This is a genomic window from Amycolatopsis echigonensis (assembly GCF_002846615.1).
GTDB classification, from domain to species: domain Bacteria; phylum Actinomycetota; class Actinomycetes; order Mycobacteriales; family Pseudonocardiaceae; genus Amycolatopsis; species Amycolatopsis echigonensis.
In genome coordinates this window covers 2,189,270-2,201,160 of record NZ_PJMY01000003.1, presented here as the reverse complement: position 1 = coordinate 2,201,160, position 11,891 = coordinate 2,189,270, and the positions used below count along the sequence as shown (strand labels likewise).

8 protein-coding genes are annotated in these 11,891 nt (G+C 68.8%); 5 read left to right on the top strand and 3 right to left on the bottom strand.

Annotated elements, in window-relative coordinates:
- Positions 1-9: 9 nt before the first annotated feature.
- Genes nuoL through nuoN form a run of 3 tightly spaced genes read left to right on the top strand, consistent with a single transcriptional unit; the run spans position 10 to position 5,053 of the window.
- On the top strand, positions 10-1,917 hold the full coding sequence (gene nuoL / locus ATK30_RS15005) for an NADH-quinone oxidoreductase subunit L (protein ID WP_101436121.1): 1,908 nt from the start codon (positions 10-12) through the stop codon (positions 1,915-1,917).
- A 1-nt stretch (position 1,918) separates the two neighbouring features.
- Positions 1,919-3,469 carry an NADH-quinone oxidoreductase subunit M gene (locus ATK30_RS15000; RefSeq protein ID WP_101436120.1) on the top strand — a complete coding sequence of 517 codons (1,551 nt, stop codon included), beginning with the start codon at positions 1,919-1,921 and terminating at the stop codon, positions 3,467-3,469.
- A 12-nt stretch (positions 3,470-3,481) separates the two neighbouring features.
- Complete coding sequence (gene nuoN / locus ATK30_RS14995; RefSeq protein WP_220817699.1) at positions 3,482-5,053, top strand: NADH-quinone oxidoreductase subunit NuoN; 1,572 nt, start codon at positions 3,482-3,484, stop codon at positions 5,051-5,053.
- 279 nt (positions 5,054-5,332) lie between these two features.
- Here nuoN and ATK30_RS14990 read toward each other — a convergent pair whose 3' ends face one another.
- Entirely contained in the window at positions 5,333-5,983 is a 651-nt protein-coding gene (locus ATK30_RS14990) for a hypothetical protein (protein WP_101436118.1), read from the bottom strand.
- 258 nt (positions 5,984-6,241) lie between these two features.
- Here ATK30_RS14990 and ATK30_RS14985 point away from each other — a divergent pair, with 258 nt between their 5' ends.
- The gene (locus tag ATK30_RS14985; protein ID WP_101436117.1) at positions 6,242-7,279 is read left to right on the top strand and encodes a polyprenyl synthetase family protein; all 1,038 of its coding nucleotides are present in this window, start codon (positions 6,242-6,244) and stop codon (positions 7,277-7,279) included.
- A 12-nt stretch (positions 7,280-7,291) separates the two neighbouring features.
- Complete coding sequence (locus ATK30_RS14980) at positions 7,292-8,695, top strand: sunset domain-containing protein (RefSeq protein ID WP_101436116.1); 1,404 nt, start codon at positions 7,292-7,294, stop codon at positions 8,693-8,695.
- A gap of 60 nt (positions 8,696-8,755) precedes the next feature.
- Here ATK30_RS14980 and ATK30_RS14975 read toward each other — a convergent pair whose 3' ends face one another.
- Complete coding sequence (locus tag ATK30_RS14975; protein ID WP_463672406.1) at positions 8,756-9,859, bottom strand: 2-oxoacid:ferredoxin oxidoreductase subunit beta; 1,104 nt, start codon at positions 9,857-9,859, stop codon at positions 8,756-8,758.
- Positions 9,856-11,781, bottom strand: a complete 1,926-nt coding sequence (locus tag ATK30_RS14970) for a 2-oxoacid:acceptor oxidoreductase subunit alpha (RefSeq protein ID WP_101436115.1) — start codon at positions 11,779-11,781, stop codon at positions 9,856-9,858. The genes ATK30_RS14975 and ATK30_RS14970 overlap by 4 nt, the downstream gene beginning before the upstream one ends.
- Positions 11,782-11,891: the final 110 nt, after the last annotated feature.

Sequence of the window (11,891 nt, the reverse complement as noted above, 5' to 3'; positions counted from 1 at the left end):
GACGACCGAGTGACCGCATCATCGTGGCTGCTGGTGGCCCTTCCCGCCCTCGGCGCCCTGGTTCTGCTGCTATCCGGCAAACGCGCGAAAGCGTGGGGGCACCTGCTCGGCTGTGCCACCGTCACGCTCGCCTTCGTGTACGCCGTGATCCTGTTCTTCTCCACCGACAGCCACTCGGTCACCGACACCAAGGTCTACTCCTGGATCCCGGTCGGCCAGCTGCAGGTGGACTTCGGGCTGCGCATCGACGCGCTGTCGCTGACGTTCGTGCTGCTGATCACCGGCGTCGGCATGCTGATCCACTTCTATTCGATCGGCTACATGGCCGACGACGAGGGCCGGTACCGGTTCTTCGCGTACCTGAACCTGTTCGTCGCCTCGATGCTGGTCCTGGTGCTGGGCAACAGCTTCGTGACGCTGTACCTCGGCTGGGAGGGCGTGGGCCTCGCCTCGTACCTGCTGATCGGCTGGTATCAGAACCGCCCGTCCGCGGCGACCGCGGCGAAGAAGGCGTTCCTGATGAACCGCGTCGGCGACGTCGGGCTCGCGCTGGCGATCTTCCTGATGTTCAAGTACGTCGGGTCGACCGGCTACTCGCAGGTCTTCGAGGGCGTCGCGCAGGGCAAGATCCCGCCGGGCGCGATCACCGCCATCGCGATCCTGCTGCTGCTGGGCGCCTGCGGTAAATCGGGTCAGTTCCCGCTGCAGGCGTGGCTGCCGGACGCGATGGAGGGCCCGACCCCGGTGTCGGCGCTCATCCACGCGGCAACCATGGTCACCGCGGGCGTGTACCTGGTGGCCCGCTCCAACGTCATCTTCACCGCGACGCCGGACGGCAGGCTGGTGGTCACCCTCGTCGGCGCGGTCACGCTGCTGCTCGGGTGTGTCGTCGGCTGCGCCTACGACGACATCAAGAAGGTGCTCGCGTACTCGACGGTCAGCCAGATCGGCTACATGATGCTGGCGGTCGGCCTCGGGCCGGGCATTTACGCGCTCGGCATCATGCACCTGGTGGCGCACGGCTTCTTCAAGGCCGGGCTGTTCCTCGGGGCCGGTTCGGTCATGCACGGCATGAACGACGAGGTCGACATGCGCAAGTTCGGCGGACTGGCCAAGCGGATGCCGATCACCTTCGTCACCTTCGGCCTCGGCTACCTGGCGATCATCGGCTTCCCGTTCCTCACCGGGTACTACACGAAGGACGCGATCATCGAGGCGGCGTTCGGCCAGGAAGGCTGGCGCGGCTGGGCTTTCGGCCTCGCCACCGTGCTCGGCGCCGGGCTGACCGCGTTCTACATGACGCGGCTGATGATGATGACCTTCTTCGGCAAGGAACGCTGGAAGGACATCAAGAGCACCGACGGGCGCGACTTCCACCCGCACGAGTCCAAGCCGATCATGTGGGTCCCGATGGTGATCCTGGCGGTCGGTTCGGTCGGCGCCGGCGCGTTCTTCGCGATCGGCAACCGCTTCGTGGACTGGCTGTCCCCGGTGGTCGGCCAGTACGCGGAGGCCGAGCACACCCCGATCCCGTCGTGGACGGTCCCGGCGGCGACGCTGGTGCTGGCCGCGCTCGGCGTGCTGCTGGCGGTCTGGCTGTTCCGTCCGGCGAGCGATGTGCCGATCGAGAAGCCCGAGCGGGTGTCTTGGCCGGTCCGCGCGGCGCGCAAGGACCTGTACGGCAACGCGCTCAACGAAACCCTGGTCGCCCGTCCGGGCACCTGGCTGGCGCGGGCGCTGGTGTACGTGGACAACCGCGGCGTGGACGGCGCGGTGAACGGCCTCGCCGCGGCACTCGGCGGCGGGTCCGGACGGATGCGCCGGATGCAGACCGGATTCGTGCGGTCCTACGCACTGTCCATGCTCGGCGGCACGTTCCTGCTTCTCGCGGCCCTTCTGCTGGTGAGGTTCTCCTGACATGACTTGGCTTCTGGCGCTCATCCTGCTGCCGCTGGCCGGCTCGCTGGTGCTGGCGTTCCTCAAGGGGAACGACCGGGCCGCGGTCGCCACGGCGCTCGCCGTGTCCATTGTGGAGTTCCTGCTGATCATCCCGTTCTGGGCGAGCTACTCGCCCTCGGGCGCGCGCATCCAGCAGGCCACCACGATGGACTGGATCCCGAGCTTCGGCATCCACATCTCGTTCGGCACCGACGGCATCTCGCTCATCATGATCGCGGTGATCGCGCTCCTGGTGCCGATCGTCGTCGGCGCGCTCGGGCTCACCGACAAACTGCCCGCGGGCCGCAGCGCGGGCGGATTCCTGTCGCTGATCCTGCTGCAGGAGGCGATCACGATCGGCGTCTTCGCGGCGACCGACGTGTTCCTCTTCTACGTGCTGTTCGAGATCATGCTGATCCCGATGTACTTCCTGATCGGCGGCTACGGCGGCGCGAACCGGCAGTACGCGGCGGTGAAGTTCTTCCTGTACTCGTTCCTCGGCGGCCTGATCATGCTGGCCTCGGCGATCGGGGCGTACTCGCTGGCCTCGGACAAGCTCGGCAAGGGCACGTTCGACTGGGCCACGCTGGTGACGGTGGTCCGCGACGCCCCGACCGGCACGCAGATCTGGCTGTTCCTCGGCTTCTTCCTCGCCTTCGCGATCAAGGCTCCGCTGGTCCCGTTCCACACCTGGCTGCCGGACGCCGCCGGCCAGGCCCCGATCGGCGTCGCGGTGCTGCTGGTCGGCGTGCTGGACAAGGTCGGCACGTTCGGGTTCCTGCGGTACTGCCTGCCGATGTTCCCGGAGGCGAGCAAGGCGCTCGCGCCGCTGGTGCTGATCCTTTCGGTGATCGGCGTGCTGTACGGCTCGATCCTCGCCGCCGGGCAGCAGGACATGAAGCGGTTCATCGCCTACGTGTCGATCGCCCACTTCGGGTTCATCGCGCTGGGCATCTTCACCTTCAACGAGCAGGCGATGGTCGGCTCGGTGTCGTACATGCTGAACCACAGCCTTTCCACCGGGATGCTGATCGTGGTGATCGGCCTGATCGTGATGCGCGGCGGGTCGAGCCGGATCTCGGACTACGGCGGGATGGCGAAGGTGACCCCGCTGCTCGGCGGAATGCTGTTGCTGGCCGGGCTTTCCGCGCTGTCGCTGCCGGGCACCAACTCGTTCGTCAGCGAGTTCCTCGTGCTGCTGGGGTCCTTTGTGGACCAGCCGGTGTACACGATCCTCGCGACCGTGGGCATGGTGCTCGCCGCGGCTTACGTGCTGTGGCTGTACCAGCGGATCATGCAGGGCCCGGTTCGCGGCGACGCTCTCGTGGGCGTCGGCGGGGGACCGGGCACGGCGATCGCGCCGGAACTCGGTGCGAAGAAGGCCATCAAGGACCTGGGCGGACGCGAGATCGCGATCCTCGCGCCCATGGTCATCCTGATCATCGGACTGGGCTTCTACCCCAAGCCGATGCTCGACACGATCACCCCGTCGGTGCAGGCGACGCTGTCTGCCGTGCAGGGAGGCAAGTAAACCGTGCTCGACATGTTCCTGGCGCAAGCGCCGGCAGCGCCGCTGGAAGTGCCTTCGGTCGATTACGCGGCCGTGCTGCCGATGCTGATCGTCTTCGGCGTCGCGTGCATCGGCGTGCTGGTGGAAGCCTTCGCGCCGAAGGCCACGCGGTGGGGGATCCAGGTCACGATCTCCCTCGTCGCGATCCTCGCCGCGGGGGTTTCGCTGATCCTGTACGCGACCGGTTCCACGTCCACGAAGGCGGGCACGACCACCTTCTCGGGCGCGATCTCGGTGGACCGCCCGTCGCTGTTCCTGTGGGGCACGCTGCTGCTGCTCGGCCTCGGCGCGGTCTTCCTGATCGCGGACCGCAAGGTCGAACCGGGCGGCGCGTTCGTGGCACAGGCGGCGATCCGGCCGGGCACCGTGCAGGACCGCGCGCAGGCCGGTGCGGCGACGACGTCGCAGACCGAAGTGTTCCCGCTGACGCTCTTCGCGCTCGGCGGAATGATGACGTTCTGCGCGGCCAACGACCTGCTGACGATGTTCATCGCGCTGGAAGTGCTTTCCCTGCCGCTGTACCTGATGTGCGGCCTGGCCCGGCGGCGTCGGCTGATCTCGCAGGAAGCCGCGGTCAAGTACTTCCTGCTGGGCGCGTTCTCGTCGGCGTTCTTCCTCTACGGGCTCGCGCTGCTGTACGGCTACGCGGACTCGGTGAAGCTGGCCGACATCGCCCACGCTGCGGCCGGTTCGGACCGCTCGGACACGCTGCTGTTCGCCGGTCTCGGCCTGCTCGTGGTGGGCCTGCTGTTCAAGGGCTCGGTCGGCCCGTTCCACACCTGGACGCCGGACGTCTACCAGGGTGCGCCGACGCCGGTGACCGGATTTATGGCCGCCTGCACGAAGGTCGCCGCGTTCGGGGCGATTCTGCGGGTGCTCAGCGTCGGGTTCTCCTCGACGAGCTGGGAATGGCGCGGGGTCATGTGGGCGGTGGCCATCATTTCGATGGCGCTGGGTGCGATTCTGGGTCTGACGCAGACTGACGTGAAGCGGATGATCGCTTACTCGTCCATCGCGCACGCCGGGTTCTTGCTCGTGGGTGCGATCGCGATGACTCAGGACGGGTTGTCGAGCACGCTGTTCTACTTGCTGGCTTACGGGTTTACGACGCTGGCGGCGTTTGGCGTGGTGAGCCTGGTCCGGGATTCCAGCGGCGAGGCCACGCATCTGTCGGCCTGGGCCGGGTTGGCCAAGCGGTCGCCGGTGCTGGCCGGGGTGTTCACGTTCCTGCTGCTGGCGTTGGCGGGGATTCCGTTGACGAGCGGGTTTGTCGGGAAGTTCGTGGTGTTCTCGGCTGCGCTGTCGGACGGGATGGCGCCGTTGGTGGTGGTCGCGTTGGTGTTCAGCGCGGTGGCGGCATTCTTCTATCTGCGGGTCATTGTGTTGATGTATTTCTCGGAGCCTGCGGCGGACGGGCCTACCGTGACGGTGCCGGGTGGGTTTACTACGGCGGCTATTGCGTTGGGTGTGGTGGTTACGTTGGTGCTCGGGGTTCTTCCGGCGTTCGCGTTGGATTGGGCTGGGGCTGGGGGGTTCGCTTCCTAGCGGCTCGTCGCCTGGCGGCGACGTTGCGCACGGGGTTGCGTGGGGCACCCCGAAGCTGATTGTGACGACGGACGGTGGGTGCTTGTCAAGGCGGGAAAGATGCCTTGACAAGCACCCACCGTCCGCGTTTTTGGCTTCGTATCGGGGTGCGGGGGTGGTGTGGGTGCCTGGTGGGGTTGGGTGCGTTGGCTGCGGTTGGGGGTTTGTGCGGGGGCGGGTGGCTGGTCGTGAAGGGCCCCTTGAGGGAATCTAAGTCCGTGAAGGAGCCCCTCACGGACTTCAGGGAGTGGGGGAGCAGGCGGTGTGGCCTACGGTGACCGAGCCCGAAGCGCCCGATGCCGGTGCGAAGTCGATCCGCAGCATGGTCAGCGTCATGCTTCCGTCGCCGGGCAGCGTCTGGATGTTGAACACCGCGTTCGCCAGCAGCGTTCCATCCGATTTCGTGAGCGGCTTGGTGTAGTTCGCGGGGATGGGCGAGGGCAGGCCGGAGATTCCGGTGAGGCCGCTGAGTGTCCAGTTGGCGTTGCTTCCGCTCTGGGTCGCCTTGCAGGTCACCGTGTACGACGAGATGCGGATTCGCTTGCCGCCGGAGCTCACCAGGGCTGACAGTTCGAAGTTGTTGCCCGTGGCGGTCGACGTCGTGGTGGTGACGTCGTTCGCCGGGTCCGTGACCTCCGTGGTGCACGAGGACGTGCCGCCGCCGAAGCGGACGCCGGGTTGGGATACGGCCGTCGCGGAGCCGCTGGTTGGGCCTTCTACGGCGCACGGGGCCTGCGTCGGGATGGAGATCGTGGTTCCGGCCTTCGTGAAGTTCGCGTTGCCGAGGTCGGCGACTCCGGCCGGGGCGTCCGCGGCGGCGGTCCCGGCAGCGGCGAGCAAACCGGCGGCGGCCAGGGCTGCTCCGGCCAGTGCGGTGCGGGTGATGATCATGTTCGTCTCCTCGGTGCGGTGCTGCCTCTCCCGACTATCCGCAGGTCCGAATCGCCCGTTGCGTCCTCGGGCGGCGATCACCCGTCCGGGAGCGCGGATCAACCCGTTCGTGGCCTGGCGCGGAGCTGGCGCGGCAGTGTCGCGTTCGTCACCGTTTCCGCAGGACAGCGGGTAAAGGCAGGCCGCGGGGCAACCACTACCCTGAAGGGGGTAACCGACTGGCGACGAGCGCCACGAGAGAGCGGAGCCGACGTGTCTGTGTCTTCACCACCTCCGGGGGCGGCCCGGGATGGCGCTGTCGAGGACCTGCGCGCGACCGTCGGACTGCAGATCCAGGACGAGCCGCTGCTGCGCGCGATCGCGGGCGGGCTGGCGGACGTCGAGACGATGCTGCGGGACGTCGTGAAGAGTGACGTGCCCGCTGTGCACGACGCGGCGTTGCACCTGGTCGAGGCGGGGGGCAAACGTTTCCGTCCGCTGTTCACGCTGCTGTCCGCGCAGTTCGGCCCCAAACAGGGCGAGCAGGTGCTGATCGCGGCCGCGGCGGTCGAGCTGGTGCACCTGGCGACGCTGTACCACGACGACGTGATGGACGAGGCGACCATGCGGCGCGGCGCGGAGAGCGTCAACTCGCGCTGGGACAACACCGTCGCGATCCTCACCGGCGACTACCTCTTCGCGCACGCTTCCCGGCTCGTCGCCGACCTCGGCACGGACGCCGCGCGGATCATCGCCGAGACGTTCGGCGAGCTGGTCAGCGGCCAGATGCGGGAGACCGTCGGTCCTGGCCCCGGCGACGACCCGGTCGAGCACTACCTCACCGTCATCGCGCAGAAGACCGGTTCGCTGATCGCGACGTCCGGACGCTTCGGCGGCATGATGTCCGGCGCGGCCGAGGAGCACATCCAGGCGCTGCGCCGCTTCGGCGACATCATCGGCGCGGCCTTCCAGATCTCCGACGACGTCATCGACATCGCGTCGCCCTCGGTCGAGCTGGGCAAGGCGCAGGGCACTGACCTGCGAGAAGGCGTCCGTACGCTGCCGATGCTGTACGCGCTGGCCGACCCGGACACCGACCCCCGGCTGGTGGAACTGCTCGCCGGCCCGATCACCGACGACGACCTGGTGGCCGAGGCGCTCGAGCTGCTGCGCCGTTCCAGCGGCCTCGAACGCGCGCGCGAAACCCTTTCCGACTACGCTTCCCGAGCACGTGCCGAGCTCGCCTCGCTGCCCGCTTCCCCTGCGCGCGACGCTTGCGAGTCGGTCGCCGACTACCTGGTCGCGCGAACGTTCTAAAAGGGGCGGAAGATGTCCATTTTCGGGCAGGTGTGGCTCTGGAGCCTGCTGGCCTTCGTCGTCGGGGCGGTGCTCGCCTGGCTGGTGCTGGCGCGTCCGGCGCGCAAGCGGGTACGCGAACTGGAAACGGAACTGGCGAGCGCGCACGCCGACACGGCCCGCGCGGCGGCCAGCACGCCCGCGCGCACCGCGGTGCTGCCGCCCGCGGAGGACTGGACCAGAGACCGTCGCGAGCACGCTCCGACGGAGGTCATCCAGGCGACGAGCGCTTTCGAGCCGGAGGCCGAGTACGACGCGGAGTACCGCACGGCCCCGGAACCGGAGTCCGTGGCCACTCCGGACCCCGAGCCCGCCGCGCACACCGCGCACTTCTCGGAGGACGACGTCGACGAGGCGTTCGCGCAGGCCGAGGCTCGCGAACACCAATCAGCCAACGGTCTTTTCGACAGCGCACCGGCCGAGAGCGCTCCGGAGGACTCGGGCTCGGCCTACCGCGCCGCGGCCACCGAATACCTGCAGCCGGCCGACCGCGACACCAGTTCGCACCGCATCGCCGAACCGGCCGAGGACCACGACAGCGGCTACCACCGCATCGCGGAACCAGCGGACGAGCACGACAGCGGCTACCACCGTGTCCCGGAACCGGCCGACGTTCCCGAAACGGACCGTCCCGCCGCCGAGGACGAGGCGGGGCGTCATCTGGCCGAGCCCGCCGATGGTCTGTCCTCTTTGGAGCGACGGCTCGACCCGGCTCCGGTGGACGGCCCCGCTTCGGAGCCCGAGCCAGTCTCGCTGTTCCGTCCGGGTCCGGGCCGGGCCGCCGAGCCGGAGCCGCACTGGTTCAGCCAGCCGGACACGGCGCAGCGCTCGCCGTTCGAGGAACCCGCCGAACCCGCCGAGTCGGCGGCCGGCCACCTCGAAGAAGAGTCGACGACCGATCACCTGGTCCCGAGCCCGGAGCCGACTGCCGAGTCCACGGAGGACACTCGGGAAGGCAGCCAGGGCCTGCCGAAGCGGCAACGCCGCGAATCACCGCGCGGCGGTTTCGACCCGCCGCGGCCGATCCAGCCGTCGATGCGCCCGGTGGAGCGTCGCGAGCCGGATCTCGCCGGTGGGCACAGCGGTTCGCTGTTCGAGCCGTCCGTGCAGCCGAATCAGGCCGCGATGGCCGCTCCGGAACCGCCGCCCGCGCGGCAGACTGCCGATGACGCGGTGCCGCCGGGCCCGTTCGGTCCGGGTTCGGCGATGCCGCGTCCGGGCGGCGGCCGTCCGGCGGAGGGGTTCACGGTGAAGGCCAGCGTGACGGCGTTGCGGTATTGCGGGGAGGATTCGCCGCAGTTCCCGAAGATGGTGGCTGAGGTGTGGTTCCGCAGCGCCGCCGACGCCGAGCGGGTCGGGTTCCGTCCCTTGCACTGAGTCCACATAAGACAGAGGCCGCCATCCCGAACCGGGGTGGCGGCCTCTGTCGTGAGTGGACTAAGCGACGGTCCAGGTGTCCTTGCCGCGCAACAACCCTTGCAGGTCCGGTTTGCGTGCTTCGCGGGCCTGTTCGACCTGGGCTCGTGCGGCGTCGTCGTAGGTGGGGCGTTCGACCTGGCGCAGGATGCCGGTGGGGACGTGGTTGAGGTTCTGGTCCCCGAGGCGGGACAGCGCGAAGGCGTAGGAGGTGTCGGCGATCGACGGGTCGTGCACCACGAGGTTTTCCTCGCCGATTTCGGCGACCTTGCCGACGTCGAGGCCGCCCCAGTCGCCGCGGCGGACGCCGTATTCGCCTTCGGGGCCGAAGCGGATCGGTTCGCCCGCCTTGAGCGGGATGAGCCGGGACGCGGCTTCGTCCTTGTCCTTGAGCACGTCGAAGGCGCCGTCGTTGAAGATCGGGCAGTTCTGGTAGATCTCCACCAGCGCCGAGCCGCGGTGTTTCGCGGCCGCCTCGAGGACTTCGGTGAGGCCCTTGCGGTCGGAGTCCAGCGCGCGGCCGACGAACGAGGCTTCCGCGCCGATCGCCAGCGACAGCGGGTTGAACGGCGTGTCCAGCGAGCCCATCGGGGTGGACTTGGTGACCATGCCCTGGCCGGAGGTGGGGGAGTACTGGCCCTTGGTGAGCCCGTAGATCCGGTTGTTGAACAGCAGGATCTTGATGTTCACGTTGCGCCGCAGCGCGTGGATCAGGTGGTTGCCGCCGATGGACAGCGCGTCGCCGTCGCCGGTGACGACCCATACCGACAGGTCCGGGCGGGTGGTGGCGAGCCCGGTCGCGATCGACGGCGCGCGGCCGTGGATCGAGTGCATGCCGTAGGTGTTGAGGTAGTACGGGAACCGCGACGAGCAGCCGATGCCGGAGATGAAGACGATGTTCTCGCGCTTGAGCCCGAGCGTCGGCAGGAACGACTGCACGGCGTTGAGCACCACGTAGTCGCCGCAGCCGGGGCACCAGCGGACTTCCTGGTCGGACTTGTAGTCCTTGGCCTTCTGCGGTTCGTCGGTGGTCGGCACCAGGTCGATGCCGCCCAGTTGCGGCAGCCCGAGATCGACTGTGTTTCCGGGCGCCTCCGCGGGAAAGAATACGTCGGCTGTGGTCACTTGACGCCCTCCGGAACGAGGTTGGCGATGATGTCGGAGAACACGTTCTGCAGCTCCTCGGCCTTGAACGGCAGGCCCGCGACCTTGGTGTGCGAGTGCACGTCCACCAGGTACTTCGCCCGCAGCAGCAGCGCGAGCTGGCCCAGGTTCATCTCCGGGACGACGACCCGGTCGTAGCGGGCGAGGACCTCGCCGAGGTTGTGCGGCAACGGGTTGAGGTGACGCAGATGCGCCTGCGCGATCGGCATCCCGAGCTTGCGCACGCGGCGGCAGGCCGCGCCGATCGGGCCGTAGGAGGAACCCCAGCCCAGCGCGAGCACGCGGGCCTCGCCGGACGGGTCGTCGACCTGCAGGTCCGGCACGTCGATGCCGTCGATCTTGGCCTGGCGCAGCCGCACCATCGTGTCGTGGTTGTCCGGGTCGTAGGAGATGTGGCCGGTGCCGTCGGCCTTCTCCAGCCCGCCGATGCGGTGGGCCAGCCCGGGGGTGCCCGGGATCGCCCACGCCCGCGCGAGCGTCTCGGGGTCGCGCACGTACGGCCAGAACTCGCCGGATCCGTTGTCGGAGTTGGTTTCGGAGGCGAATTCCACGCGCAGGTCCGGCAGGTCGTCGACGTTCGGGATCAGCCACGGCTCGGAACCGTTGGCGATCGCGCCGTCGGACAGCAGCAGCACCGGGGTGCGGTACTTGAGCGCGATCCGGGTGGCCTCGATCGCGGCGTCGAAGCAGTCGGCGGGCGAGAGCGGCGCGATGATCGGCACCGGCGATTCGCCGTTGCGGCCGAACATCGCCTGCAGCAGGTCGGCCTGCTCGGTCTTGGTCGGCAGGCCGGTGGACGGCCCGCCGCGCTGCACGTCGATGATCACCAGCGGCAGTTCGGTCATCACGCCGAGGCCGATGGTCTCCGACTTCAGCGCGACGCCCGGCCCGGACGTGGAGGTGATGCCCAGCGCGCCGCCGTAGGACGCGCCGAGCGCGGCCCCGATGCCGGCGATCTCGTCCTCGGCCTGGAAGGTGATGATGCCGTAGTTCTTGTGCTTGGACAGTTCGTGCAGCACGTCCGAGGCCGGGGTGATCGGGTAGGTGCCGAGCAGGATCTGCAGCCCGGACTGCTGTCCGGCGGCCACGATCCCGTACGCCAGCGCGGTGTTGCCGGTGATCTGCCGGTAGGTGCCCTTGTCCAGCTTCGCGGGCGCGACCTCGAAGGTGGTCGCGAACGACTCGGTGGTCTCGCCGTAGTTCCAGCCCGCCCGGAAGGCGAGGATGTTGGCCTCGGCGATGTCCGGCTTCTTGGCGAACTTCTCGCGCAGGAAGCGTTCGGTGCCCTCGGTGGGCCGGTGGTACATCCACGACAGCAGGCCGAGCGCGAACATGTTCTTGCAGCGTTCGGCGTCCTTCTTGCCGAGGCCGGTGTCGGCGAGCGCGCCCTGGGTCAGCGTCGACATGGCGACCCGGTGCACCTGGAACGGCGAGAGCGAATCGTCGTCGAGGGGGTCGGTGTCGTAGCCGACCTTCACCAGGTTCCGCTTGGAGAACTCGTCGGTGTTGAGGATGATCGTCCCGCCGTGCGGAACGTCCCGTACGTTCGCCTTGAGCGCGGCGGGGTTCATCGCCACGAGCACGTCCGGCCGGTCGCCCGGGGTGAGGATGTCGTAGTCGGCGAAATGCACCTGGAAGGACGACACGCCGGGGATGGTGCCCTGCGGCGCCCGGATCTCGGCCGGGAAGTTGGGCATCGTCGACAGGTCGTTCCCGAACGCCGCCGCCTCCGAGGTGAACCGGTCGCCGGTCAGCTGCATCCCGTCGCCCGAGTCGCCGGCAAACCGGATGACCACCCGGTCCAGCTTGTTCACCTCGGTGGAGCGGGACGCGGTCAGCGCGTGCCCGTTCCCGGCCGCGCTGCCGTTCGCACTGGTGCTCATGGGTCAGGGAATCCCTCTCTCCCGGCGTGCTGCGGGCCAGGGTCGGCTCCCCGGGGAGCCCGCCGAGGCCTGCTTCCGAGGTTACTCGCCGCGCTCTGGCCTCGGCCCGA

What these genes read in the sequence shown, in the direction of transcription:
- ATK30_RS15000 (WP_101436120.1), top strand. Translation starts at nt 1,919, where the DNA reads ATGACTTGGCTTCTGGCGCTCATCCTGCTGCCGCTGGCCGGCTCGCTG.
- ATK30_RS14980 (WP_101436116.1), top strand. Translation starts at nt 7,292, where the DNA reads ATGTCCATTTTCGGGCAGGTGTGGCTCTGGAGCCTGCTGGCCTTCGTC.
- nuoN (WP_220817699.1), top strand. Translation starts at nt 3,482, where the DNA reads ATGTTCCTGGCGCAAGCGCCGGCAGCGCCGCTGGAAGTGCCTTCGGTC.
- ATK30_RS14970 (WP_101436115.1), bottom strand. Translation starts at nt 11,781, where the DNA reads ATGAGCACCAGTGCGAACGGCAGCGCGGCCGGGAACGGGCACGCGCTG.
- ATK30_RS14990 (WP_101436118.1), bottom strand. Translation starts at nt 5,983, where the DNA reads ATGATCATCACCCGCACCGCACTGGCCGGAGCAGCCCTGGCCGCCGCC.